At 71.1% G+C, this 25,982-nt stretch carries 23 protein-coding genes; 15 read left to right on the top strand and 8 right to left on the bottom strand.

Going from position 1 to position 25,982, the window contains the following annotated elements:
• The first annotated feature begins 23 nt into the window (after window positions 1–23).
• Window positions 24–650, top strand: coding sequence for a TetR/AcrR family transcriptional regulator (locus ABT296_RS28775; protein WP_351931584.1), 627 nt, complete (start codon window positions 24–26; stop codon window positions 648–650).
• 33 nt (window positions 651–683) lie between these two features.
• Here the strand turns inward: ABT296_RS28775 and ABT296_RS28780 are convergent, their stop codons facing one another.
• Complete coding sequence (locus ABT296_RS28780; RefSeq protein ID WP_351931585.1) at window positions 684–2,189, bottom strand: aldehyde dehydrogenase family protein; 1,506 nt, start codon at window positions 2,187–2,189, stop codon at window positions 684–686.
• Window positions 2,186–3,127 (bottom strand): oxygenase MpaB family protein, encoded by a 942-nt coding sequence (locus ABT296_RS28785; RefSeq protein ID WP_351931586.1) that lies wholly within the window; start codon window positions 3,125–3,127, stop codon window positions 2,186–2,188. The genes ABT296_RS28780 and ABT296_RS28785 overlap by 4 nt, the downstream gene beginning before the upstream one ends.
• A 411-nt stretch (window positions 3,128–3,538) precedes the next feature.
• Here ABT296_RS28785 and ABT296_RS28790 point away from each other — a divergent pair, with 411 nt between their 5' ends.
• Together ABT296_RS28790 and ABT296_RS28795 are read left to right on the top strand one after the other, a co-directional pair.
• Window positions 3,539–4,276: a nuclear transport factor 2 family protein gene (locus ABT296_RS28790; protein WP_351931587.1), complete on the top strand. Its 738-nt coding sequence runs from the start codon at window positions 3,539–3,541 to the stop codon at window positions 4,274–4,276.
• A 121-nt stretch (window positions 4,277–4,397) separates the two neighbouring features.
• Window positions 4,398–4,775 (top strand): DUF1304 domain-containing protein, encoded by a 378-nt coding sequence (locus ABT296_RS28795; protein WP_351931588.1) that lies wholly within the window; start codon window positions 4,398–4,400, stop codon window positions 4,773–4,775.
• Window positions 4,776–4,818: 43 nt separating this feature from the next.
• Here ABT296_RS28795 and ABT296_RS28800 read toward each other — a convergent pair whose 3' ends face one another.
• A complete protein-coding gene (locus tag ABT296_RS28800; protein WP_351931589.1) occupies window positions 4,819–5,463 on the bottom strand; it encodes a TetR/AcrR family transcriptional regulator in 645 nt (214 codons plus the stop codon).
• A 201-nt stretch (window positions 5,464–5,664) separates the two neighbouring features.
• On the opposite strand from ABT296_RS28800, the gene ABT296_RS28805 reads away from it, so the two are divergent.
• The gene (locus ABT296_RS28805) at window positions 5,665–6,699 is read left to right on the top strand and encodes a porin PorA family protein (protein WP_351931590.1); all 1,035 of its coding nucleotides are present in this window, start codon (window positions 5,665–5,667) and stop codon (window positions 6,697–6,699) included.
• 84 nt (window positions 6,700–6,783) lie between these two features.
• On the opposite strand, the gene ABT296_RS28810 is transcribed toward ABT296_RS28805, so the two are convergent.
• From ABT296_RS28810 to ABT296_RS28825, 4 genes are all read right to left on the bottom strand, one after another.
• Entirely contained in the window at window positions 6,784–7,260 is a 477-nt protein-coding gene (locus ABT296_RS28810) for a (2Fe-2S)-binding protein (protein ID WP_351931591.1), read from the bottom strand.
• Window positions 7,261–7,276: 16 nt separating this feature from the next.
• Entirely contained in the window at window positions 7,277–9,724 is a 2,448-nt protein-coding gene (locus tag ABT296_RS28815) for a molybdopterin cofactor-binding domain-containing protein (RefSeq protein ID WP_351931592.1), read from the bottom strand.
• 156 nt (window positions 9,725–9,880) lie between these two features.
• On the bottom strand, window positions 9,881–11,128 hold the full coding sequence (locus tag ABT296_RS28820) for an oxygenase MpaB family protein (protein ID WP_351931593.1): 1,248 nt from the start codon (window positions 11,126–11,128) through the stop codon (window positions 9,881–9,883).
• A 25-nt stretch (window positions 11,129–11,153) separates the two neighbouring features.
• Window positions 11,154–12,389 carry an oxygenase MpaB family protein gene (locus tag ABT296_RS28825; RefSeq protein WP_351931594.1) on the bottom strand — a complete coding sequence of 412 codons (1,236 nt, stop codon included), beginning with the start codon at window positions 12,387–12,389 and terminating at the stop codon, window positions 11,154–11,156.
• Between the two features lie 138 nt (window positions 12,390–12,527).
• Between ABT296_RS28825 and ABT296_RS28830 the strand changes: the two genes are divergently transcribed.
• The 6 genes from ABT296_RS28830 to ABT296_RS28855 all read left to right on the top strand — a co-directional run bounded on the left by ABT296_RS28830 (window position 12,528) and on the right by ABT296_RS28855 (window position 18,021).
• Window positions 12,528–13,244, top strand: coding sequence for a TetR/AcrR family transcriptional regulator (locus ABT296_RS28830; protein WP_351931595.1), 717 nt, complete (start codon window positions 12,528–12,530; stop codon window positions 13,242–13,244).
• 236 nt (window positions 13,245–13,480) lie between these two features.
• A complete protein-coding gene (locus ABT296_RS28835; protein ID WP_351931596.1) occupies window positions 13,481–15,298 on the top strand; it encodes an AMP-dependent synthetase/ligase in 1,818 nt (605 codons plus the stop codon).
• Between the two features lie 52 nt (window positions 15,299–15,350).
• Complete coding sequence (locus tag ABT296_RS28840) at window positions 15,351–15,971, top strand: TetR/AcrR family transcriptional regulator (RefSeq protein WP_351931597.1); 621 nt, start codon at window positions 15,351–15,353, stop codon at window positions 15,969–15,971.
• Between the two features lie 38 nt (window positions 15,972–16,009).
• Complete coding sequence (locus tag ABT296_RS28845) at window positions 16,010–17,152, top strand: acyl-CoA dehydrogenase family protein (protein ID WP_351931598.1); 1,143 nt, start codon at window positions 16,010–16,012, stop codon at window positions 17,150–17,152.
• A 57-nt stretch (window positions 17,153–17,209) separates the two neighbouring features.
• Entirely contained in the window at window positions 17,210–17,695 is a 486-nt protein-coding gene (locus ABT296_RS28850) for an NUDIX hydrolase (protein ID WP_351931599.1), read from the top strand.
• A gap of 107 nt (window positions 17,696–17,802) precedes the next feature.
• Complete coding sequence (locus ABT296_RS28855) at window positions 17,803–18,021, top strand: hypothetical protein (RefSeq protein WP_351931600.1); 219 nt, start codon at window positions 17,803–17,805, stop codon at window positions 18,019–18,021.
• 14 nt (window positions 18,022–18,035) lie between these two features.
• Here the strand turns inward: ABT296_RS28855 and ABT296_RS28860 are convergent, their stop codons facing one another.
• A complete protein-coding gene (locus ABT296_RS28860; RefSeq protein ID WP_351931601.1) occupies window positions 18,036–19,052 on the bottom strand; it encodes a LacI family DNA-binding transcriptional regulator in 1,017 nt (338 codons plus the stop codon).
• A 173-nt stretch (window positions 19,053–19,225) separates the two neighbouring features.
• On the opposite strand from ABT296_RS28860, the gene ABT296_RS28865 reads away from it, so the two are divergent.
• The 5 genes from ABT296_RS28865 (at window position 19,226) to ABT296_RS28885 (ending at window position 25,949) form a co-directional block, all read left to right on the top strand.
• Window positions 19,226–21,052, top strand: coding sequence for a glycoside hydrolase family 2 protein (locus tag ABT296_RS28865; protein WP_351931602.1), 1,827 nt, complete (start codon window positions 19,226–19,228; stop codon window positions 21,050–21,052).
• Between the two features lie 141 nt (window positions 21,053–21,193).
• Window positions 21,194–22,540, top strand: a complete 1,347-nt coding sequence (locus tag ABT296_RS28870) for an extracellular solute-binding protein (RefSeq protein ID WP_351931603.1) — start codon at window positions 21,194–21,196, stop codon at window positions 22,538–22,540.
• A gap of 35 nt (window positions 22,541–22,575) precedes the next feature.
• Window positions 22,576–23,481 carry a carbohydrate ABC transporter permease gene (locus ABT296_RS28875; protein ID WP_351931604.1) on the top strand — a complete coding sequence of 302 codons (906 nt, stop codon included), beginning with the start codon at window positions 22,576–22,578 and terminating at the stop codon, window positions 23,479–23,481.
• A gap of 1 nt (window position 23,482) precedes the next feature.
• Window positions 23,483–24,433 carry a carbohydrate ABC transporter permease gene (locus ABT296_RS28880; protein ID WP_351931605.1) on the top strand — a complete coding sequence of 317 codons (951 nt, stop codon included), beginning with the start codon at window positions 23,483–23,485 and terminating at the stop codon, window positions 24,431–24,433.
• Window positions 24,434–24,494: 61 nt separating this feature from the next.
• A complete protein-coding gene (locus ABT296_RS28885) occupies window positions 24,495–25,949 on the top strand; it encodes a family 43 glycosylhydrolase (RefSeq protein ID WP_351931606.1) in 1,455 nt (484 codons plus the stop codon).
• The last annotated feature ends 33 nt before the right edge of the window (window positions 25,950–25,982 follow it).

Here is a 25,982-nt window from a genome sequence, read left to right on the forward strand (position 1 = left end):
CCCCCGGTATCGTGAGACGCACCATGCGAACTGACACGAACGACTCGTGGCGCGTCCGCGCTCACGCCCCCTCCGAGCCGGAGGACGACACGGCACGGCGCATCCTCGACGCGGCGCTGGAGCAGTTCATCCTGCTGGGGCTGCGCCGCTCCTCGGTGGACGACGTCGCCAAGCGGGCCGGCGTCTCCCGGGTCACCGTCTACCGGCGCTTCCAGACCAAGGACAAGCTGGTCGAGGAGACCCTGCTGCGCGAACTCGGCCGCTTCTTCCAGGAGTTGGACGGCGCGGTGGCGCCGCTGCCGTCCATGCGGGAGCGAGTCGTGGAGGGCTTCGTGGTGGCCCTTCGCCATACCCGCGCCCATCCTCTCTTCGGCGGGCTGCTGCGCCTCGAACCCGAAGTGGTGCTCCCCTACCTGACGGTGCAGGGCGGCTCCTCGCTCTCCGCCACCGTCGACTACCTGACGGCCCATCTGCGCCGCGCGCAGCAGGACGAGGACCGTCCCGGCGACGACCCGCGCCCGCTCGCCGAGCTCATGGTGCGGGTGGCGGTGTCCTTCCTGCTCAACCCGGCCAGCTGCATCGAGATGGACGACGAGGACCAGGCCCGGGCCTTCGCCCGCCGCTACCTGGCCCCGCTGCTGGACGCCTGACCGGCCCCTCAGCACGGGCCCCGCACACACTGGTCAGCGGCGTCGGTGCAGTGCCTGCGCCAGCCGTACCGCGCGCTCGCGCGTCGCCGCCGGAACCCCGAAGGACGTCAGGGCGATCGGCGGGGTGAACCGCTGCACCGTCATCGACTGCACGGAGGTGAAGGCACGCAGCCCTTCCGCGCCGTGGATCCGCCCGAAGCCGGACTCCCCCGTACCGCCGAACGGCAGCGCCGGCACCGCTGCGAAGCCCAGCACGGAGTTCACCGACACGGCCCCCGCGCGCAACCGCGCGGCGATCGCCCTTCCGGCCCGCCCGTTGCGGCAGAACACCGCGGCCCCCAGGGCGTACTGCGAGGCGTTGGCCCGCCGGACCGCCTCGTCCACGTCCGCCACCGCGTTGATCGCCACCACGGGTCCGAAGGTCTCCTGCGTCATCGCCTCCGCGTCCTCCGGAACCCCGGTCAGCACGACGGGCGCGACGTACGGGGCGCGCACCGAGTCGGGACCGCCCAGCAGGGCGCGGGCACCCGCGGAGACCGCGCCGCGCACATGGCGTTCGACGATCTCCATCTGGCCCGGGAGCGTCAGCGGACCGTAGGAGGCGTCGGCCTCGGCGCCCGGGCGCACCGCCGCGGCCCGCTCCACGACCCGTTCGCACAGCCCGGCGTGGATCTCCCGCACGGCGTAGACCCGCTCCACCCCGGCGCAGGTCTGGCCCGCGTTGCTGAGCGCGCCCCACACGATCGCGTCGGCGGCCGCGTCGAGGTCCGCGTCGGCGGTGACGATCACCGCGTCCTTCCCGCCGCATTCGGCGAGGAACGGAGTGAGGGTCTCGGCGCACGCCGCCATCACCTTGCGGGCGGTCCCGGGTGAGCCGGTGAACGCCAGCTTGTCCACGCCGGACCGGGCCAGGGCGTCCCCGGTGGAGGCGGCGCCGGTGACGGTGGTGAGCAGTCCGGCGTGCCCGGGGACGGCGGCGTCGAAGCGCTCGGCCAGCGCGGTACCGGTGCCCGGGGTGAGCTCGGACGGCTTGAGGACCACGCCGTTGCCCGCGGCCAGGGCGTAGCCGACCGAACCCATCGGTGTGTACAGGGGGTAGTTCCAGGGGCCGATCACTGCGATCACCCCCAGCGGCCGGTGCACCAGCGAGGCCCTCTGGTGGGCGGCGAACAGTCCGGTGCGGACCGTGCGCCGGCGCAGCACGCGGTCGGCGTTGCGGGCGGCCCAGCCCAGGTGTTCCAGGGTGAGTACGACTTCCAGCGCGGCGTCGCCGGCCGGCTTGCCGGTCTCCTCCGCGATCGTGCGGGCCAGGTCGTCGAGGTCGTTGGCGAGCCTCTTCTTCCAGCTCAGCAGGTGTCCGCGGCGCTGGGACGCGGGCAGCGCGGCCCAGCTCTCCTGGGCGCTCCGGGCGCGTGCGACGGCGCGGGAGACCTCCGCCGGACCGTCCACCGGGTACTCGGCCATCGGCTTGCCGGTCGCGGGGGAACGCGTGGTGAAGGTCGCGGTTCGCGGTGCGGTGGCCGGGGTGGTGTCGGTCATCGGGGCTCCTGACGGGGAGTTTCGGGGGCTGCGGAGGCCACCGGGGCGGGGGCGTCCTCGGGCGGAGTCTCCTCGTGGAGCGGTCCCGGCTGACGGGAGTGCGCCCAGTGCGGGCCCAGGTCGTCCAGGGTCCAGCCGAAGGGGTAGGTGCGTGGCTTCGGCGTGCGCGGCCACCGCTCCGGGCGGGCGGGCAGCAGCCGTATCAGCGCGGCCCGGGTGCGGAAGGCGCGGTGTGCGGCGGTTCGCAGCCAGCGCGGCTGGGGGCGGAAGCCGAGTGCCTCCAGCAGTGGTTCGTCCAGCAGGGCGAGCGCGATCCGGGACGCCGGCCGGCGCAGGGGTGCCGGGTACCAGGAGGCGAGGACTCGTAAAGTGGCCGCGGCGACACGGCGGTTGGCGGGATCGTAGGCGAACATCTCGCGTTCGTAGGCGTCGTGGAAGTGCTCGAACGCGGCGTAGGTGTCGGGCACGTCGGACAGGCCCATCATCTCGCCCATCCGCCGGCCGACGAGCGCGAGGCTCTCGGTCTCCTGCTCGCACAGGCGCCGCCAGCCGAAACGGTCGATCCACCGTTTCGGCCCCACCACGGTGGTGGCCAGTACGTAGAGGAAGTCCTCGTTGGCGATCCGGTAGCGGCCGTGGATGCGGTTGAGGTGCCGGACCGCCGCGTGTGCGTGCTCCGAGTCCATGCCTTCGCGGACCATCTCGTAGGTGAGCAGCACGGTGTCGTCGTAGCGCTTCTGGCCGGCGCGTTCGAACTCCTGGGTGCGGTCCAGGAGTCGGGAGATGCGCGGGACGCCGTAGTCGCGGAGGAAGGCGATCGACGTCCCGTGGAGGTAGTCCTCGGGGAACTCGTAGTGGATGATCCACCGGTAGATCTGCTCGAAGTCCTTCTGCGGATCCAGCTGCCGGATGCGGCGCAGCCGACTGTAGCGGCCCATGGGGAAGTCCCTCCTGTCGGATCGCGGCCACCGACTCGCGGGGCGAGCGGTCGAGTCGCATGAGACGTACGGACGTTCAGGCCGGGAAGAGGATGCCGCCGGCGAGCTGCTTCGGGGCGGGCGGCCGTACCGGGTTCCGGTGGGAGCGCACCGAGTGAGCCGATGATACTGAAGCTATTGAGTTGTTTCATGGCCCGTCAATAGTTCGGACGGGATGCGCACGCAGGGGCCGGCGGTCCGCTTGGGCCGGGCGTCCAGCGGCATCCGTCCTTGCTGGCCTCCCGGCCCAATGTCATGGCGCGGCAATCGTGAGATCACTGACTCACCGATTCCCGGGACCGCGCGGACGGGGCTGTGGACCGTCGCGGGTCGCACCGCTGCCCTCGGGCAGGTCACGTACAGGAGACGATCATGTCGGACCACCACGACAAGCCCACTCCGGCCCTCATGCGGCGAGCCGTCCTGGCCGGGGGTGCAGGGCTGGCGGGCGCGGGTCTGGCGGCTCACCCCGCCGCTGCCGCGGGACACTCCGGCCCGGCGGTCGGCCTCAAGGACCTGACCGTGCAGAAGGAGATCGAGAACGTCGTGCTCACCGAACGGTGGGCCCGGGACATGGCCCAGTGGGATGTCATGGCCGCGCAGTTCCATCCCGACTCGCTGGTCGACATCTCCTGGATCCGCACGAGCGGACCGGAGTTCGTCCGCCTCTCGCGGCAGAGCTTCGACGGCGGCGGCCGCAGTTGTCACGTCCTGAGCCCTGTGCTGATCCAGGTCAACGGCGACCGCGCCACCGCGGACACCGGCGTGGTGATCGCCGGACGTATGAGCGTGGGTGGCGTGGGGGTGTTCCTGACGGCCTACAGCCGCATCGTGGAGCGGCTGGAGAAGCGGGGACGGGACTGGCGTATCAGTGAGCTGAAGTGCGTCTACCAGTTCGACTACCTGACGCCGGAGAACCCCGGCGACACCGTCGAGCTGGATCCCGGCCGCCTGGCGCGCTACCGGCCGTCCTACTCGGCGCTGTCCTACTGGGTCGAGGAGACCCGGGGTGCGGCGGCGGTGCGCGACGATCTGCCCGGCGTGGACCGGCCCGACACGATCAACGACCTCTACCGGGCCAACGCCGCCTGGCTCGCCCGGGGCGACTGAAGGGGGCGCCGTCTCGCCGAGGCTCCCGGGACCCGCCCGCTCCCCGAGCGGGTCCCCTCTTCGGGTGTTCCTGGGCCCGGCGCGCCTTGCCGATCTCCTGATATAGGTAGACACTCCGGGCGTGAACCTCGCGACTCAGGTCTTCGCCGCCCTCGCAGCACTGACCCACATCGTCGTCGGAATCCTGGAGCGGTTCTTCTACGACCGCCCGGACGTCCGTGTCTTCCTCACGACCTCCGCCGCCGACGCGCCCGAGGTCACCCTGTGGCGCTCGGGGGTCGCCGTCTACAACATCCTGCTCGGTCTGGGCCTCGTCGCGGGCGTGACGGCCCTGCACACCGGCGACACCACCGTCGGCCGGACCCTGGTCGTCCACCTCTGCGCGTTCCTGGTCGTCTCGGCGATCGTCTTCCTCGCCTCGTTCCCCCGCCTGTGGCGGGGCGCCCTGGGGCAGGGTGTGCCGCCGGCCGCCGCTCTGCTCGCGGCGGCCCTTTCCTGAGCCGAGCCCCGGCCCCGGCCCCGGTCGGACCGAGCCGCGGTCGTCAGGCCGCCGTGCCGCGGGGACGGTGGCCTACGGCGGACAGGGCGATGTCGACGTACCGGTCGGCCAGGTCGGCGGGGGTCAGCGGGCCGTCGGGGCGGTACCAGTTCGCCACTCCCTGGCACATGGTGAGCACGGCTCGCGCCGCGTCCACGGGGTAGGCGGTGGCGAAGGCGCCGGTGTCGACGGCGTCGCGCACGCTGTGCCGGAGCATCGCCTCCAGCTCGTCGCGCAGGGCGACGTAGCGGGCCCGGTTCTCCTGCTCCAGGCTGCGGATCTCGGTGTCCAGGAAGGCCAGGGGCGCGCGATGCGCCATGTACAGCACGGTGCACTCGACCAGTGCGCGGAAGCGGGCCACCGGATCGGCGTCGGCGTCCTCGACGGCGTCGCGGCAGCGGCCGAGGACCGCCCGCATCGAGCCCATGAGCAACTCGACCAGCATCGCCTGCTTGTTGTGGAAGTGGTAGTAGAGGGTCGGCACGGTGACCCCGATGCGGCGGGCGATGTCCCGCACGCTGGTGCCGTGGTAGCCCTGCTCGTCGAAAGCCGCGAGTGCGGCGTCCAGGATGGGCGGCAGTTCCAACGGCCCGTACTTCCGCCAGTCCTCATGCCCGTCCGCGCGCAGCGCTGCCGCAACTTCCGCCATGACCCCGTGCCTTCCGCCCGCTGGTGGCGGCGAGTCTAGCGATCATTCGGGGGCGGTGGCCCGCGCGGTGCTCAACACCCGGGCCGCACAACACATGTGCGCCGTCGTATTGACCGTCCTCACAGCCGCCCATAACTTATCTAGCGCTCGCTAAGTAGCGAGATCCGGCGATCCTGCCGACTCCCGTTCCGAGGAGAGGCCATGCGCAAGAGCAGTTGGATTCTGAGCGGATCCGCGGTGGTGCTGTTGGCCGCCTCGGCCGTCACGCGATTCACCGTCTATCCCGCCCTGCACCAGGTACCGGCCGAATCCACCACCACGTTCCGCTATCAGGGCACCGCGACCATGCTCAACGCCGCCGCCCTCCAGAGCGGTGAGGGCGACCCCTACCTGCGCGATCTGCCGGTCACACTGGACCGTCGGGTCGTGGTGGAGGACACCGACGGCCGGACCGCCGTCGTGTCGGACGCGGCGGTGCTGCGCGGTCCCGACGGCACGAAACTGAGCGGGTCCAAGGACATCTGGGCCGTGGACCGGCGCACCCTGGCCGACCGCCCGGTTCCCGCGGGCTCGGGCGCCGCGAAGCACCACGGCCTGGTCATCGCCTGGCCCCTGGAGCCCGAGCAGCGCGACTACCAGTTCTGGGACACGCCCACCCAGCGGGCGGTACCGGCCCGGTACACGGGGACGGCCTCGGTGTCCGGCCGCAGCGCCTACGTGTACTCCGTCGAGGCGAGCGGCCGGCTCACCGAGGCGGCCACCTTGGAGTCCCTGCCCAAGGCCCTGCCCCGCGAGGCCGTGGCCGGGCTCTCCGCCGCCCTGCCCGCCGACCAGCGCCCGTCGGAGGCCGAGCTGGCCGCACTCCCCGACACCGTGCCGCTCACCTTCACCTCCGACACCGAGCGCCGCGGGTGGGTCGACGCCGACACCGGCCTGTCCCTGAACGGCGCCCTGCACCAGAGGGTCGTGGCCCAGACCGAGGGCCCCGACGGCCCGCTGGCCCTCTTCCCGGTCACCGACGTCGACGTCAAGGGGACGACCGCCTCCGTGCGCCACCAGGCCGACGAGGCCGCCACCGCGGAGCGCCTGCTGTGGCTGCTGAGCACGGCAGGTCCGCTCGGACTGCTCGGGCTCGCCGTCGTGCTGACGGTCCTCGCGGTCTGGATCGAGCGACGCCGGCCCGCCGCACGCGTCGCGGCGGACGAGAACAGGGGTGTCGCGGCTCGGACCGCGTGAACCGTCTCAGGCCGGAGGGCACCGCCCACAACGCAGCCGCCTCCGCCGGTACTTCGGCGGAGGCCGCGCGGAGAGGGCGCCCCGTCACATCTTGGCGGCACCGGCCCTGATGGCCTCCCGGATACGGAAGTAGGTGCCGCACCGGCAGACGTTGCGGATGCCGTCGAGGTCGTCGTCGGTGATCTCGCGGCCCTCCTGCGCGACCCGGCGGACCAGGGCGACGGCGGCCATGATCTGCCCCGGCTGGCAGTAGCCGCACTGGGCGACGTCCTGCTCCAGCCACGCCTCCTGCATCGGGTGCAGTTCCGCGTCGACCGTTGCCGCGAGTCCCTCGATGGTGGTGACCTCGTCGGTCGCCGCCAGCGCTCCGACCGGGACGGCGCAGGGGTTGACGGCCTTGCCGTTGAGGTGGCTGGTGCATGCCTTGCAGACGTTGATGCCGCAGCCGTACTTGGGTCCGGTGACGCCCAGCAGGTCCCGCAGGACCCACAACAGGCGTACGTCGTCGGCGACTTCGACGGTGACTTGCTCGCCGTTGAGACGGAAGGTGTGCTGAGGCACGGGTGTGCTCCTCGGGTCAGCGGGCGTGGTCGAGGCCGTCGGACGGGGCGGGCGGAACGGGGGGCACGGTCGGCTTGGGGGTGAAGGACAGCGTGCCGTGGTTGATGGGGAAGGTCGTGGGCATGGTGCCGGTGGCCCGGCCGTAGGCGCAGGCCACGGCGGCCATCGACGCGGCGACGGCCAGCTCGCCCGCTCCGCCGGGTTCCCCGGTGCTGGTCGGCATCACGATGATGTCCAGCTCGGGCGGGGTGTTCCACTGGCGGGTGTAGAAGTAGTTGTCCCAGCTCGCTTCGAGGAAGTGGCCCTCGCGCAGGTGCATGCTGGAGGTCAGGGCCAGGGCGATGCCGTCCATGATGCCGCCCATCATCTGGGCCTCCAGACCACGCGGGTTGACGGTGAGTCCGACGTCCACGGCGAACACGGCCCTGGTGACCCGGGGTCCGGTCACGCCGTCACGGACGGGCCTGTTCACGGTCTCCGGCCGGCAGTCGATCTCCACGAGGGCGGCGCTGACGGAGTGGTACTCGGAGTGGAAGGCGATGCCCTGCGCCATGCCCTGGGGCATGGTCCGGCCCCACTGCCCGGCCTCGGCCACCTTCTCCAGGACGGCCCGGAACCGTTCGTCCCGCAGGAAGTCCCGGCGGAAGCGGTAGGGATCCTTGCCCATCCTCGCCGCGACCCGGTCCACGATCAGCTCGCGCGCGCAGGCGACGTCGGGCGAGTACACGTTACGCATGCTGCCGGTGTTGAAGCTCTTGTTGGTCTCGTTCAGCAGACGGGTGCCGGTGCCGAAGTCGTACGGCATGGACTGGGAGAGCTGGAAGAACGTCTCGGAGAAGCCGAGGTCGGCGACCGGGAGCCTGGCGGCCATGGCGGTGAGCAGTTCGCCGAAGCCGTGGCTCAGGTCCGTGGCGACGCCGGTGTGGCGTTGCTGGTAGCCGAGGACGGTGCCGCCGAGGTAGGCGACGCGGACGCGGGAGGTGGCCATGGGGTGGACGCGTCCCTGGCGGGCGTCATCGGCACGGTGCCACATCAGCTTGACCGGTTTGCCGATCTTCTTCGAGACCTCGACGGCCTCCAGTGCGGCGTCGAAGAAGAGCTTGCGTCCGAACGAGCCGCCGCCCTCGGTGACATGCACGGTGACCGCGTGGAGCGGCAGTTTGAGCTTGGCGGCGATGGTCTCCTGGGCGACGATCGGGGCCTTGAGGCTGGACCAGATCTCAGCGCGGTCCGAACGCACGTCGGCTATCGCACAGTTGGGCTCCAGAGCGCTGTTGCCGCGGAAGTGGAAGGTGAAGCGCTCCTCCACGCTCGGCGTCAAAGGCGGTAGGCCGAGCGGGATTTCGGCCCTTCGCAACTCGGCCAGCACGGACTCGTCGGACTGTCCTTCGGCGGTGCCGGGCCGCCAGGTCACACGCAGGGCGCGTACGGCGTCGATGCACTGTCCGAAGGTCCGCGCGCGCACGGCCACCCCGGTGGAGATCGCGACCGCGTCCGTGACACCGGGCATCGCGCGGACCTCGGCCAGGTTGGCCACCGATCCGACCGTGCCGTTGATGGTCGGCGCCCGGCACACCATGGTCGGCAGGGCGTCCGGGACGTCGAGGTCCATCGTGTACTTCTTGCGCCCGGTGACCGCGGCGAGGGCGTCGATCCGGCCGCGCGGGGTGCCGATGACCGTGAAGCTGCCGGCGGGCTTGAGTACGGCGGTGACGGCCTGTGTCTCGACGGCCGCCGCCTTCCGCGCGAGGGCGCCGATGCCGATGCCGCGGCCCGCGGGACCGGTGACCACTCCGGCCTCGATGGTGAGGTCGCTCTCGGCGACCCGCAGTTCGGCCGCCGCGGCCCGCAGCAGCCGGCCCCGGGCCACGGCGGCGGCGACCCGGATCGGGGTGAAGGTCGAGACGGTCGTGTTCGACGCGCCGGTGAGCTGGTTGAAGACCAGTTCCGGACGGGCGTCGGCCAGGGTGACCCGCACCCGGTCGAGGGGTACGTCCAGTTCCTCGGCGATCAGCATGGCCGTGGAGGTGGTGATGCCCTGCCCGACCTCGGCCCGCGGGAGGGCGAAGGAGACCGTGCCGTCGCTGTTGACCTGGATCGTGATCAGGCCGGAGGTGGGGAGTGCCGCCGCGGTCATCACGTCGTTGAGGTCGACCAGTTCGGTGATGTCGGCGGAGGGGACGTCCGCGGAGGTGGCGCCGGTCGTCGCGTCGCTTTCGGCGGCGGCCGACGGGGAGGCGGTGAGTTGGGCCGCCGTCACCAGGGTGGGTGCCGCCAGCACGTAGCCCAGCAAGCGGCGCCTGCCGAGGCCGGGGCGGTCGGGTGGCTGTTGCGGTGCGGGGTGGTCGGAGGACTGTTCCGCTGCGGCGTGGCCGGAGGGTTGTCGCGCTGCGGGTTGGTCGGTGCGCTGCTGGGCTGCGGGACGGTCGGAGGGCTGCGGCGCTGCGGGGTCGGCACCGTTCATCGGCGGCTCCCGTCGTCGGCTTGCCGTCCCGCCGCACTGCCGTGCGGAGAGGTCGGCGCGGGCATGGGCATGGTAGGGCTCGGCTCCGGTCGGTGACAGGGGGCATACGTGCGCCAGGGGTGGCGGGAGTGCCGCCACCCCTGGCGCGTAGGGGGTTCACGAGGGGCGGTTGGTGTCCGGGAGATCGATGGCGATCGGCCGCGCCTCGGCGAGGAACAGCAGGACGAACCGGCGCAGTGCCTCCTCCAGGGTCCAGGCGATGGCCGGGATGCCGGGCAGGCCGATCAGGCCCTCGCGGAACGCCACCAGGAGCGGCCAGGCGGCGGCGATCACGGGCTTCAGGATCGGCTCACGGGACAGGCCGATCATGTCGCCGACCCGGTCTCCGAGTGTGTACCGGGAGAACGCGCTGATCAGGGGGCGGGTCAGCCCGGCGTCGATCTCGGCCACGATGTCGAGGAGGACCTCGGCCAGCGCCTCGCCCTCGCGGGTGTGGGCCAGGATCGGGTCGAGGACCTGTTTCGACTGGGCGTTGGCTGCGTCCCAAGTGGCGGGGATGTACTCGTCGTTGACGCCGAGCATGGCCGCGCTCACCTGCCACACGTGCAGGTAGGCGTCCGCGTCGGCGGTGCCGACCCGGACGTTCCACTCCTTTAGCTTGCGCATGACAAATGTGGCCAGGCTGTGCCAGGTGACGAGGACGTCGGCCTGGCTGATGGGGATCGTCTGGCCGCCACTGGTCCGGGTCCAGTCCGGGGACTGGGGCAGCAGGTGCCGAACGGCCGCGTGCACCATCCGGGTCTTCACGGTGGTGACGATCATCGAGCCCTGCGGCTGGTAGGCGTCCAGGTCGCCGATGTCGTAGCCGAGTTTCGCGGTCTTGGCGATGCGGTCCTTCATGTCCGCGCCGCCCTTGGAGTAGTACACGGCGCGCGACTCACGGGGGATGGCGGTGCTCATCAGACCGCTGCCGAGGCCGTACAGGGCGCCGACGTAGATCCCCTTGGTCTTGCTGAACTGCGCTCCGCGGTCGAGCATCGTCCGGTCCGCCCAGGCGGGCAGCCGCCGGGCGTGCTCCATGAACTCCCGCAGGTCCGAGGGCAGGCCGTCCGGCAAGGGCTGGTCGTTGCGGGTCCACTGCCGCAGCAGTTCGTTGACCCTCGCCACCTCGCCCCGGTCGAGCACGGCGGCGATCACCGGGTCGGCCTCCTCGTCCCAGACCCATTCCGGGTCGATGCCGGCGCCCGTGCCCGCCACCGAGGCGCTCGGCGACCAGGTCCACAGGGACCGGGCCGCGGCGGGAGAGGCCGCCGCTATCGCGCCGAAGGCGCCCAGGGCCCCGCCCGTCAGCAGCATCCTGCGCCTGCTGACCTCACGTCCGGATCTGTTGTCGAATCCGTTCATCGGGTGCATTCCTCCTTGGCCCGCGTCAGCGGGAAGCGGGCCGGTTGGTGTCGGGGATCTCGATCGCGGTGCCCTTGCCCTTGGTGAGGTAGAAGAGGATGTACTGGCGTGCCGCCTCGTCGACCGTCCAGGCCAGGGGCGGGACCAGGGGCAGTTGGATCAGTCCTTCGCGGTAGGCCACGAGCTTCGGCCAGACGAGCTCGATCGTCTTCTCCCAGAACGGCTCGCGGGGGATCCGGTCCATGTCGGCGACCCGGTCACCGACCAGGTACCGGGCGAACGCGTTGACGAGCGGACGGTCGATGCCGCCGGGGCTGGTCTGCTCGGCGAGCTGGCCCAGCAGGATGTCGGTCAGCTCGACGCCCTCCCTGGTGGTGGCCAGGATCGGGTCGAGGATCTGCTGGGACTGGGCGTTGGCGGCGTCCCAGGTGGCGGGGATGTACTCGTCGCGGACGCCGAGCATGTGGGCGGTCACCTGCCACACATGGAGGTAGGCGGCGGCTTCGGTGGGCGTGACCCGGACCTTCCACTCCAGCAGTTTCTGCATCGCGTACGTGGCCAGGCTGTGCCAGGTGACCAGGATGTCGGCCTGACTGATCGGGATCTTCTGGCCGCCGCTGCCCTGGGTCCAGGCCGGCGACCGCGGGAGCAGGTGCCGTACGGCCGCGTGGACCATGCGCGTCTTGACCGCCTGCACGATGCAGTCGCCGTCGGCCCGGTAGGCCTTCAGGTCACCGATGGCGAAGCCGAGCAGGCTCGTCTTGGCGACGCGGTCCTCCATGTCTGCGCCGCCCTTGGAGTGGTAGACCGAGCGCGCCTCCCTGGGGATGGCGGTGCTCAGCATGCCGCCGCCGATGCCGTTGAGGACGTTGAGGTAGAGACTGCGCCCCTCGCTGAACTTCGCCGCGGCCTCCAGCTTGCCCCGCTCGGCCCAGGAGGGCAGTTGACTCGCCCGCGCCATGAAGTCCCGTACGTCCGCGGGGAGTCCGGCCGGGGGCGGCTGGTCGTTGCGGGTCCAGGTCCGCAGCTGTTCGTTGACCCCGGGCACGTCACCGCGGTCGATGACGGCGGCGATCAGCTGGTCGACCTCCTCGTCCCACACCCACTCCGGGTCGACCCCCGCGCCCGCGCCCGCCACCGACGCAGCCGGCGACCAGGTCCAGAGCGACCGGGCGGCGGCCGGCGCCGCCGCACCCAGCGCGCCGAAGGCCCCGAGGGCCCCTCCTGTCAGCAACATCCTGCGCCTGCTGAGTCCGTCCATAGCTCAGAACTCCTCCTTGAGTCCGGCAGCCGGGGAAACGCTCCTGATACGCTGATACACAGTCAGCTTCTTTGTATCACCAGGGGAGCACAAACGAAGCCCGCGCGCCAGAGGCTTCACCGAATCAGGGAGGCACCTGTGGAACCTGCCCGAACCGGCTTCACGGGGCCGTCCGCCTCACCCTCCGTGCTGGAACTGGCCTTCGGCGGCACGGCCGAGGAGACCGATCCGGACGACGAGGTGGCCATGCGCCTGCTCGACGCCGCCCACGAACAGTTCTGCCGGACGGGCATCAAACGGTCCACGATGGCCGACGTGGCGCGGCTCGCGGGGGTCTCCCGCATCACCGTCTACCGCCGGTTCGCCACCAAGGAAGTACTGGTCGAGCAGGTGGTACGGCGCGAGTTCCGGCGGTACTTCGACCGGTTCGCCGTCGAGATCCAGGACGCCGGGACCGTCGCCGACCGGGTCGTGCTCGGGTTCGTCAGCTCCCTGCGCGCCATCCGCCACAACCGGCTCATCGGCGGTCTCATGGCCGTCGAACCGGACGCGGTCGTGCCGTCCCTGACCGGCGACGGGGGCCGCACCCTGTCCGTGGTGCAGCGGTTCGTCGCGGACCGGCTGCGCCAGGAACAGCGGGCCGGCCAGGTCGCGCCCGAGGTGGACGTGGACGTCGTCGCCGAGATGATGGTCCGGGTGTGCACGTCGTTCCTGGTCGTCCCCAGCCATGTCATCGACCTCGACGACGACGAGCGGATGCGTGCGGTGGCCCGGCAGTTCCTCGTCCCGATGCTCGGACCGCCGTACGCGAACCGCGACGACGCCCAGGACCCGCGCGACCCTGGCCGCCGATGAAGCCTGCAGGTCTGTTGGCGGAGTGTCAATAGAGACGACAATGCATCAAGTCCCCTTGGAAAATGACTAGTTGAGTGGCCGTTCAACTCCCTGAGACTCGACGCTCGTTCACTATTGACACCCCGCCAGGAACGGGTCCACTGTGAGCCCGCTGACGAAGCAGATCCGCTCCACGAGACCACTGCACGAGACCGGTCGACCAGTCCGCTCTCGGTTCGCGAGGGAGGGAGCCCGCCGTGACCACAGCAGAGCCGCTGCACCAGTCCACCGAGGGGCTGACCATCACCAGACTGCTGCGCCGCAACGCCCAGCAGTTCGCCGAACTTCCCGCACTGACCACCGGTCCCGGCCCGGAGGCGGGGACCCTGACCTGGACACAGCTGCGCGCCGAGGTCGCCGCCCTCACCCGGGGGCTGACCGCGCTCGGCCTGCGGCGGGGCGACCGCATGCTCATCGCCATGTCCAAGCGCGCGGAGCACTGGGTCACCGACCTGGCCGCGATCCACATCGGCGCCCTGGCCTGCAGCACGTACGACACCCTGAGCACCGAGCAGATCGGCGCCGTGGCCCGGCACAGCGCGGCCACCGTCCTCGTACTGGAGGGCGAGGAGCAACTGCTGCGCTGGCAGCCGGTCCTGCACGACCTGCCGCACCTGCGGGCCGTCGTCCTCCTCGACTGGAACGCCGCCCCCGCGGGCGATCCGCGCTTCGTCGCCTACACGGCGGTGCGGGGTGCCGTGCCGCCCGACGACACCGCGTTCGAGGAACTCACCGACGCCGCGCTGCCCGACCACCCGCTGGCGCTCGTGTACACCTCGGGCACCACCGGCGACCCCAAGGGCGTGGTGCTCACCCACCGCAATGTGATCCACGAGTCCCTGATGCAGGAGCAGCTCGTGCCCGGCCCGGAGCATCCGCGCACGATCGCCTACCTGCCGATGGCGCACATCGCCGAGCGGGTGCTCGGCATCTACCTGCCGATCTGCAACGCCGGCCACGTCACCATCTGCCCGGACCCGGCACAGCTCCTGCCCGCGCTGCTGGCGACCCGGCCGCACGGGTTCTTCGGTGTCCCCCGGGTCTGGGAGAAGCTCGCCGCCGGACTCCAGGCGAAGCTCGCGGCACTCCCCGGCGAACAGGCCACCGCCGTGGCCCGGGCCCAGAAGACCGCGCTGGAGGTGTACCGCCTGCGCTCCGCCGGCGAGGACGTCCCCGCGGAACTCGCCGCCGCCCTGGAACATTTCGACACCCATGTGCTGGAGCCCATCCGCGCCGCCATCGGGTTCGGCGCCTGCCGCAGGGCGTTCAGCGGGGCGGCGCCGATCCCCACCGGTGTCCTGGAGGTGCTGGCGAGCGTCGGGCTCCCGGTGTACGAGGTGTGGGGGCTGAGCGAGACCACGGGCGCCGCGACGGTCAGCACTCCCGAGGTGTTCGCGCTCGGCTCGGTCGGGCGGCCCGGCCCCGGCATCGAGGTCAAGGAGGCGTCCGACGGCGAACTCCTCGTCCGCGGCCCTGTCGTCTTCGCCGGCTACCTGCAGCCCGACGGCCGGATCGAGCCGGCGACCGACGCCGACGGCTGGCTGGCCACCGGTGACGTCGGCTCGGTCGACTCCCGCGGCATCGTCGCCGTCACCGACCGCAAGAAGGAGATCATCATCACCGCCGGCGGCAAGAACATCGCCCCGACGAAGATCGAGTCCCTGCTGCGCGCCCACCCCCTGATCGCCCAGGCCGTCGCGATCGGCGACCGCCGCCGGTACGTCACCGCACTCCTCGTACTCGACGAGGAGACGGCTCCGCTGTGGGCGAAGGCCCACGCGATCGACGAGACCGGCCTCGCGGAGCTGGCCCGCCACCCCAAGGTGCTCGCGGCTCTGGACACCGCGGTCGAGAGCGCCAACTCGGTCCTCTCCAGGACCGAACAGGTCAAGCGCTACCGGGTCCTGGCCGGGCCCTGGACCGCCGAGTCGGGCGAGCTGACACCGAAGCTGAGCCTGCGCCGCAAGGCCATCGACCAGCGGCACGCCGCCACGATCGAGTCGATGTACACATAGCCCGCGTCCACGCGACCCGTCATCGACCGCACGGCAGGAAAGGAACGACGGCATGGTCGATCAGCGCCAGACACCGCGCCGCAGAATGGAACCGGACGCCCGCCGCGCGGAGATCCTCGCCGTCGCCCGCAGGCTCTTCGGCGCCAACAGCTACGCGTCGGTGTCCACTTCGGACATCGCGGCCGAAGCCGGTGTGGCCCGCGCGCTGATCAACCACTACTTCGGCGGCAAGCGACAGCTCTACCTGGACGTCGTACGGCAGATGATGGTCGTCCCCGCCTCCGTCTCGGAACGTCTGCCGCCCACCACCGCCGAGGAACGTCTGTCGATCTGCGTCGACCGGTGGCTCGAAGTCGTCGAGCGCAACCGGGACATGTGGCTCTCGGCGATCGGCCTGGAGTCACTCGGCAACGACCCCGAGATCGACCAGATCATGCTCGAGGCCGACGAGATCGCCACCGACCGGATCCTCGAAGCCGCCATGATGACCGACGCCACCGAGGCGACCCCCAAGCTCCGGGCGATGATCCGCGCCCACAGCAGCATGCTCAAGGCGGCCTCCCGCGAATGGCTGGTGCGCGGCACCCTCAGCCGGAGCGACCTGCACGTGATGCTGACCCGCACCGTGCTGCACCTGCTCCACACCGTCCACCCCGCGGTGCGGGAGGACTGAGCACCGACTCCCACCCCGCCCCCGGAGAGAGGAATGCCATGCCCCGAGTCCTGTCGGACGAACGCCGCGACCTGCTCGCGGCGATAGGCGACTTCTGCCGCCGCGAGTGCGGCACGAAGGAACAGCGGGACAAGCTGACGGCCGACGGCCGGGAACCGCACAACCAGCGGTTGTACGAGAAGATGGCGGCGCTCGGCTGGTTGGGCATCGCCGTCCCCGAGGAGTACGACGGCGCGGGACGCGGCATGGTCGACCTGTGCCTGTTCCTCCAGGAGACCGCCTACGGGCGGGCGCCCATCACCGGCTTCGGGACCACCATCATCGCCGCCGCCGCGTACGAGAGGTTCGGCACCGAGGAGCAGAAGCGCGTCGTCCTCCAGGGCGTGACCAAGGGCCGGGTGGAGGCCATCTCGATGTCCGAGCCGGGCGCGGGCTCCGACGTGGGCGCGCTCGTCTGCCGAGCCGAGCGCACCACCGGCGGCTATCTGGTCAACGGCCAGAAGACATGGTGCTCCAACGCCCATATCGCCGACCACATCCTGCTGGTCGCCCGCACGGAACAAGGGGAGTCCAAGCACCACGGCCTCACCCAGTTCATGGTGCCGACCGACGTCGACGGCCTGCGGATCAGCGGCATCGACACCATGGGCGGCAAGGAGGTCAACGACCTGTACTTCACGGACTGTTTCCTCCCCGACTCGGCGGTCGTCGGCACCCCGGGACAGGGGTGGACCCAGCTGATGGCCGGGCTGAACCTGGAACGCATGATCCTCGCCGCGCTGATGCTCGGCGTGGCCCAGCGGGCGTTCGACGACACGGTCCAATACGTGCGCCAGCGCGAGCAGTTCGGCCGCCCGATCGGCTCGTTCCAGGCCCTCAGACACCGGATCGCCGACATGGCGACCGAGATCGAGTGCGCCCAGCTCCTCCTGGACGACGTCGCCGCCGCGATCGACGCGGAACCCGGCCGCATGTTCATGCGCGAGGCGTCGATGGCAAAGCTCAAGTGCACCGAACTCGCCAAGCACGTGACGCTGGAGGGCATGCAGATGATGGGCGGCTACGGCTATGCCACCGAGTACGGCATGGAGGCCCTGCTGCGACAGACGGTCGTGTCCACGGTGTACGGCGGCACGAGTGAGATCCAGCGCGACATCATCGGCAGGACGTACGGGTTGTAGCCCCGCGAGCCGACGACACCGCCGGCGCATGTCAGTGGGTGCTGCGATCGTGTGCGCGTGGACGAACTCGTGGAACGCGTCGACGAGCAGGACCGCGTGCTCGGCACGGTCGGCCGGGCGGAGGCCGTGCGGGAGGGCTGGCTGCACCGGGTCGCGGTAGTGGTGTGCCGGGACCGGCGGGGCCGCTATCTCGTGCACCGGCGTGCCGAGGGGCTGTCCCGTTTCCCGGGGCACTACGAACTCGGCATCGGGGGCGCCGTGGGCGTGGGCGAGACCTACGAGCAGGCGGCCGCCCGGGAACTGCGTGAGGAGCTCGGAACAGCGGCGGCCGTGTCCCTCCGGTTCACGTTCCTCAACCGCGGCGGACTCAGCCCGCACTGGCTCGCGGTGTACGACGCCGTCCTCACCGAGACCGTCGCCCCCGACGCGAGCGAGGTGGCCTGGCACGGGTGGCTGACCGAGCCCGAGCTGCGGCGGGCCCTGCGGCAGTGGACCTTCACCCCGGACAGCCCGGAGATACTCGGCCGGTATCTCGGGGGCTGACCTGCCACAGCCCCGAAGGGGCCAACGGGGTGTCTCGGGTCGTCCCCGGCAGAGCTCTCCCCCATGCTTGAACAGGACCTCACGCCTTCTCGCGACAGGGAGCACGCATGAACACCGACCCGGTCGAGCGATTCCTCGCCGCCCTGAGCCCCGAGCAGCGCGAGGCCGTCGACGCCCGGCCCTGCGAGGAGCAGGAGCGCCTCGCGGCAGCCTGGGAGCGGGAGCTGGAGTCGGACGACGAACTCGACACGCTCGACGAGCTGTCGCCGGCGGCCGCGGAGGCCGAGGCGGCCCGCCGTGTCCTGGAGCGCGGGTCCGACCGGTGAGCACCTCCTGACCGTCAGCCTCCGCTGCTCTCCCTCACGACGATCCGATGGCCGACGACCTCGTCCCGGTAGGCGGCGGTGGACCTCGGGTCGTCCACCCGGTCCAGGAGCAGGGCGACCGCCAGTCGGGCGATCTCCCGCTTGTCGGGCGAGACGGTGCTCAGGCTGGGCACGCTGAACCGGGATGCCTGGATGTCGTCGAAGCCGATCACGTCGAGGTCGGCGGGTACGCGCAGGCCGGCCTCGTGCAGGGCGCGCAGGGCGCCGAGCGCCAGGTTGTCGTTGAGGCACAGCAGGGCGTCCGGTGGAGACGCGTCCCCGGCCAGGCGGGCGGCCGCCTCGGCGCCGTCCCGCCAGTGGTAGGCGTCCACCGGTACCACCAGGTCGGCCTCGAAGGGCAGGCCCGCCGCGGCGAGGGCCTCGCGGTAGCCGTCGGTGCGCAGCCGGTCGGTGCCCTGCTTGCCGCGCAGGGTGCCGCCGATCACCGCGATCCGGCGCCGTCCCCGGGCCAGGAGGTGTTCGGTGGCCTCGCGCGCGGCGCGCACGTTGTCGATGCCGACGTGGTCGGTGTGCCCTTCGGCGGAGTGCTCGCCGAGCAGTACCAGGGGCAGCCGCCGGTCGCGGGTGGCGAGGTCGCGGGGCAGCAGGGACAGCGGGCTGAGGATCACTCCGTCGCAGAACTGGGTGTCGAATCCGTGGAGCGCGGCCAGCTCGCGTTCGCGATCTCCGCCGGTGTGGTCGATGAGCACGGTGCGGCCGTGTCGTCCGGCCGCTTCCATGACGTGGCGGGCCAGTTCGGAGAAGTAGGCGACGTCGAGTTCGGGGACGGCGAGGGTGATCATGCCGGTGCGGCCCTGGCGGAGCTGGCGGCCGGCGATGTTCACGCGGTAGCCGAGGGCGTCGATCGCCTGTTGGACGGCGGTGCGGGTCCGTTCCGAGACGTGTTCGTAGTTGTTGATCACGTTGGAGACGGTCTTGGGCGAGACGCCGGCGTACTGCGCCACGTCCTTGATCCTCGGTCTGGCCTCCACGCTGCCCTTCCTTCCGAACTGCGGTGATCATACCGACCGCAGAGAGCGCTTTCCGTCCGCCGGGTCGACACAATCTGCGCCCCAGCTATTTACATCGATGTAATCGGCATGGTGCCATGTGCCCGCACCAACCGCACAACGCACCGACCTGCACTCTCGCAACGAGGAGCACCATGCCCGCCCCGTACCTCCCGGACGAGCCACCCCGCCCCGAGTACCCCAGGCCCCAGTTCACCCGGGACGCCTGGCTGAACCTCAACGGCGAATGGCAGTTCGAGATCGACCGGTCCGACACCGGTCTGGAACGCGGCCTCACCGACCGCGACCTGGCCGACCGCATCCTCGTCCCGTTCTGCCCCGAGTCGGAACTGTCCGGCGTCGGCGAGACGGACTTCCTGGAGGCGGTCTGGTACCGGCGCACCGTGACCGTGCCCGCCGAGTGGACCGACTCCCGCGTCCTGCTGCACTTCGGGGCCGTCGACCACGACACCACCGTGTGGGCCAACGGCAGAGAGGTCGCCCGCCACCGCGGGGGCTTCACCTCCTTCACCGCCGATCTCGGCGACACCGTCGCGGCCGGGGAGGAACTCACCGTCGTGGTCCGCGCCCGCGACAGCCGCCACACCCTCCAGGCCCGCGGCAAGCAGGCCACTTGGTACGCCAACACCCACTGCCACTACACCCGCACCACCGGCATCTGGCAGACCGTATGGCTGGAGCCCGTCCCCCGCACCGTCGCCCTGCGCCGCCCGCGCATCACGCCCGAACTGGCCACCGGCTCCTTCCTGGTCGAGCTGCCGCTCTCCGCGAACCTCGCCGGACACCGGGTGCGCGCCACGCTGAGCGACGCCGACGGAGTCGTCGTCACCGCGGAGGGACGCGCCGACCTGGACCTGTGCCCGCGCCTGACGCTCGCCGTCCCCGAGGAGCGCCGCCGCACCTGGTCGCCGGCCGACCCCCACCTGTACGACCTCGCCCTGGAGGTCCTGGGCCCGGACGGCACGGTCGTCGACGCCGTGGGCTCCTACGCCGGCCTGCGCTCGGTCTCCGTGCGCGGCAAGGAACTGCTGCTCAACGGCGAGCGGCTCTTCCAGCGGCTGGTCCTGGACCAGGGCTACTACCCCGACGGCCTGATGACCGCCCCCAGCGACGCCGCGCTGCTGAAGGACATCGAGCTGGGCATCGCGGCCGGCTTCAACGGCGCCCGCCTGCACCAGAAGGTCTTCGAGGAGCGCTTCCTCTACCACGCCGACCGGCTCGGCTACCTGGTGTGGGGCGAGTTCGGCGACTGGGGCTGCGAGAGCGGCGTCCGCGACGACAACCAGCGGCCCGACGCCTCCTACGTCACCCAGTGGCTGGAGGCGCTGGAGCGGGACCACTCCCACCCCTCGATCGTCGGCTGGTGCCCGCTGAACGAGACGTACCAGAACCTGCACGACCGCATCACGGTGCTGGACGACGTCACGCACGCCATGTTCATCGCCACCAAGCAGGCCGACCCGACCCGTCCGGTGATCGACGCCTCCGGCTACGCGCACCGGGTGCCGGAGACGGACGTCTACGACTCGCACTGCTACGAGCAGGACCCCGCCGCCTTCGCCAAGATCATGGCGGGGCTCGCCGAGAACCGGCCGTACGTCAACACCGGCCCCGACGGCCGCACTTGGTCCGTTCCCTACCGCGGACAGCCCTACTTCTGCAGTGAGTTCGGCGGGATCTGGTGGGACCCGGAGGCCGCCGCCGCTGCGGGTGACGACTCGGCGAGCTCCTGGGGGTACGGCGAACGGCCGCGCACCGAGGCCGAGTTCGTGGAGCGCTTCCGCGGTCTGACCGGCGTGCTGCTCGACGACCCCGGCATGTTCGGCTACTGCTACACGCAGCTCACCGACGTCTTCCAGGAGCGCAACGGCGTCTACCGCTTCGACCGCTCCGAGAAGGCCGACACCGCGGCCCTGCGCGAGGCCCAACTGCGCACGGCGGCCTACGAGAACACGCCGTAGCCCCGGACCACCGCTCCCCCGTGAGCGGGCACGCAGACTCCTGCGCAAGATTTACATCGATGTAAGAACGCACCGCACATGTGGTGGAGTGGCGGCGCAGGGACTCCCCTCCCGCGCCGCCGCCCACCGGAAAGGACCCTCATGACCGGCACACCCGCCCAGGTCGGTCGCCACGGACCGACCAGACGCCGCGTCCTGACGACAGCACTCGCGGCCGGAGCGGCCGCCCTCGGCGCCGGCACCCTCACCGGCTGCGGCTCGGCCCTCGCCTCCGACGACGGATCCACCGTCCGGCTGTGGGACCTGTTCAGCGGAGCCGACGGCGGCCTCCTCAACGACATGGTGGCCAAGGCCCGCCCCGACATGCCCGGCACCCGCGTCGAGCGCACCGTCCTGGAGTGGGGCACGCCCTACTACACCAAGCTCGCCATGGCCTCCGCCGGCGGCCGGGGCCCCGACGTCGCCGTCTCCCACATGTCCCGCCTGGCGGGCTACGCGCCCACCGGCCTGCTCGACCCGTGGGACCTGACCATGCTCGCGGAGTACGGCGTCGCCCCCGAGGACTTCGCCGACGCGGTCTGGTCCCGCACCCGGTTCGACGGCAAGACCTACGCCATCCCCCTGGACACCCACCCCTTCATCGTCTTCTACCATCCCGAACCGGCGAAGAAGGCCGGCCTGCTCACCGCCGACGGCGCCCTGGACACCGACGCCTTCTCCTCCCCCGACCGGTTCCTCGCCGCCGGCAAGGAACTCGCCAAGGCCTCCGGGAAGCAGGGCATCGCCTTCGGCTACGTCACCGACACCGCCCAGTGCTGGCGGCTCTTCTACGGCCTCTACCACCAGACCGGCGGCCGCTTCGAACTGCCCGAGGGCGGTCCGGCCGAGGTGGACGTCGACCGCATGGCCGAGGTCATCGCCTTCATGGCGAAGATCGTCGACGGCACCGTCAACCCCCGCAGCCTCGACTACGCCGCCGCCATCGCCTCCTTCGTCAACAACCAGACGGCGATGATCCTCTCCGGCGAGTGGGAGCTGGGCACCTTCCGGTCGACCGACGAGAACGTCGGCGCCGCCCCCTTCCCCACCGTCTTCGGCACCCCGGCCGTCTACGCCGACTCGCACGCCTTCGTCCTGCCCCGCCGCGACCACCCGGACGAGGAACACCGCCGCCGCACCCACCGCGCGGTCGCCGCGCTGCTCAAGGCGGGACAGATCTGGGCCACGGCCGGCCACATCCCCTCCTACACGCCGGTCACCGAGACCTCCGAGTACGCCGCGCTGCTCCCGCAGTCCCACTACGCCCAGGCCGCGGAGCACGTCGTCCTCGATCCGGCGGCATGGTTCGCCGGCGCCGGCTCGGACTTCCAGAACGCCATGTCCCAGGTCCTCCAGCAGGCCCTCCTGGGCGACATGAGCCCGGACCGCGCGGCCCGCGCGATGGTGCGGCGCCTCAACACCTTCCTCTCCAAGCCCAGCCCGGCCTGATCCGGCCGCGAACCATCCGCGCAGGAGGCACAACGATGTCCTCTCCCCTCGCCCCGTCCCGCCCCGGGACGCTCCCGGCGCGCCGGATCCTCTCCCCCGGCCTGCTCTTCGCCCTCCCCTTCCTCGTGCTCTTCGCCCTCTTCATGGTCTGGCCGCTGGTCCAGGGACTGTGGATGAGCTTCACCGACACCTCGCTGTCGGCCCACGCACCGAGCTTCATCGGCGTCGACAACTTCTCCGAGGCCCTCCGGGACGCCGAGATGTGGCGGTCGCTCGGCCACACCGTGTGGTTCACCGTCCTGTCGACCGTCCCGCTCGTCGTCGTCGCCCTCGGCATGGCCCTGCTGGTCCACACCGGGCTGCCCGGCCAGTGGGTGTGGCGCCTGGCCTTCTTCGCGCCGTACCTGCTGCCCGTCGGCGTGGTGACCCTGGTGTGGGGCTGGCTCTTCCAGGGCGACCTCGGCCTGTACAACCAGCTCCTCAACGCCGTCGGGCTCGACTCGGTGGCCTGGCTGAGCGACAGGTCGGTCGCCATGTGGGCGATCGTGCTCACCACCCTGTGGTGGACCGTCGGCTTCAACTTCCTGCTCTACCTCGCCGCCCTGCAGTCCGTGCCCGACCACCTGTACGAGGCCGCGGCACTCGACGGCGCGGGCGCCTGGCGACGCCTGTTCTCCATCACCCTGCCGCAGCTCAGCCGCATCACCGTCGTCGTCACCGTGCTGCAGATCCTCGCCTCGCTGAAGGTCTTCGACCAGATCTACCTGCTCACCAAGGGCGGCCCGGACAACTCCACCCGCCCGGTCATCGAGTACATGTACGACGTCGGCTTCACCGGCTACCGGCTCGGCTACGCCTCGGCGATCAGCTACGTCTTCTTCGCCCTCGTCATCCTCGCCTCCGCGGCCCAGTACGCCGCCCTCCGCCGCCGGGAGAAGTGACATGACCTCCACCACCACCGAGCTGCCCGCCGGCCGCCCCGAGGCCGCGCCCCGCTCACCGGTCATCCGGGAGGTGGCGGCGCGCAGACACCGCGCCGAGGCCCGCCGCACCCATCTCTCCCTCGGCGACGGCCGCACCGCCCGCACCCTCACCTTCGCCGCGCTGACCCTGCTGGCCCTCCTGTGGCTGCTGCCGTCCAGTTGGGGACTGCTGACCGCGTTCAAGTCGGAGCAGGACGCCAGCGACCCCGTCCACTGGTTGTGGCCCGAGCACGGCTTCACCCTCGACGGGTTCCGCAGTGTGTGGGAACGCGGCGACCTGCCGCTGTGGATGTTCAACAGCTTCCTCATCGCCGCCGTCGTCACCGTGATCACGGTGGCCGTGTCCGCGATGGCCGGCTACGCCTTCTCCCGCACCCTGTTCGCCGGGCGCAAGGCACTGTTCGCCGTCACGGTGGCGGCCGTCCTGGTGCCGCCGCAGATGCTGATCGTGCCGTGGTTCCAGCAGATGCTGACCTTGAACCTGGTCGACACCTACGCGGCGGTGATCCTGCCGCAGACCGTGGCGCCGGTGATGGTGTTCATCCTGAAGAAGCACTTCGACTCCCTGCCCAGGGAGTTGGAGGAGGCCGCCCGCATCGACGGCGCCGGGCACCTGCGGATCTTCTGGTCCGTGCTCCTGCCGCTGTCCCGCCCGATGCTGTCGGCGGTGGCGATCTTCGTCTTCATCGGGGCCTGGAACAACTTCCTGTGGCCCTTCGTCTCCACCTCGGACCCCGACCTGATGACCCTGCCCGTCGGCATCACGTCGGTCAAGGACGCCTACGGCGTCCAGTACGCACAGTCGATGGCCTCGGCCGTCCTGGCCGCACTGCCCCTGGTGATCGTCTTCCTGTTCTTCCAGCGGCACATCGTCAAGTCCGTCGCCACGACGGGACTCGGCGGCCAGTGACACCACCCACCGGCTGAAAGGCAGCACCCACTCAGGCACCACCCACCCCACGGAGTCGCCCATGAGTACGTCGTCCCCCCGCACGGCCCGCACCGCAGCCCTGCTCGCCCTGCTGCTGGCCGTGATGTTCTCCCTCGTCTCCGCACCCCCGACGGCCGCGGCGCCCCAGGCCGCGGCCGCCCACAGCACCACCTTCCGCAATCCGCTCAACACCGGTCCCGACCCGTACCTGACGTACTTCAACGGCTCCTACTACATGACCACCACCCAGGGCGGCAGCATCCGCATGTGGCGCTCGCCGTCCCTGGCCACCCTCCTGGCGTCCGACCCGGTCACCGTCTGGACCGACACCGACAGCTCCCGCAACAAGAACATCTGGGCCTCGGAGTTCTACCGCTTCAACAACCGCTGGTACCTCTACTACACCGCCGACGACGGTGTGGACGACCACCACCGCCTCTACGTCCTGGAGTCCGCCGGCGACTCCCCCACCGGCCCCTACCGCTTCAAGTCCGCGCTCGTCCCGCCCAACCACGCCAACGACTTCGCGATCGACCCCAGCGTCTTCACCCACAACGGCAGGTTGTACCTCGCCTACAGCGGCATCAACGCCTACCAGCACAACGGGCTCAACATCGCGCCGCTGTCCAACCCCTACACCGTCTCCGGCAACGCGGTCGCGATCAACGCGGCGGGCGGCTGCCCGGAGGTGCGCGAGGGACCGGAGTTCCTCAACCGCAACGGCCGCACCTGGATGACCTACTCGGCCTGCGACACCGGCAAGCCCGACTACCAGCTGTGGATGCTCTCCCTGGCCAACGGCGCCGACCCGCTGGTCCCCGCCAACTGGCAGCAGCGAACCGGCGCGCTCTTCTCCCGCAACGACGCCGTCGGCGTGTACGGCCCCGGCCACCACGCCTTCTTCAAGTCGCCCGACGGCACCGAGGACTGGATGGTCTACCACGCGAAGACCACCTCCCAGTACACCTACACCAACCGCACCACCCGCGCCCAGAAGATCGGCTGGAACGCCGACGGCAGCCCCGGCCTCGGGACGCCGCTCGCCCTGGGCGCCACCCAGAACCTGCCCTCCGGCGACCCCGGTTCGGGCACTCACTGGATCAACGACGACGGACGTTCCAGCGGCGACGGCACCCTCGCCTACACCGGCACCTGGAACTCCGGCACCGGCTGCGCCGCGCAGTGCTTCTGGGGCGACGACCACTGGAGCGACCGGGCCGGCAACACCGCGACCTTCACCTTCACCGGTACGCGGATCGCGCTGCTGTCCGTACGCGACAGCGGCAACGGCATCGCCGCCGTCAGCATCGACGGCGGTGCGGAGACCCGGGTCGACCTCTACAGCGCCATCCGCACGGGTGAGACCGTGCAGTACATCAGCCCGAAGCTGGCCCCCGGCCGGCACACCCTGCGCGTCAGGGTGACCGGCGAGCGCAACGCCCAGTCCACGGCCTCCTTCGTGAGCGTGGACCGGGCCGAGGTGTACACCGACTGACCCGACCGCAAGGCGGCGGCCACCCCCGGGCAA

Origin of the sequence: Streptomyces sp. NPDC000983 (genome assembly GCF_040299205.1) — a bacterium.
GTDB lineage: Bacteria > Actinomycetota > Actinomycetes > Streptomycetales > Streptomycetaceae > Streptomyces.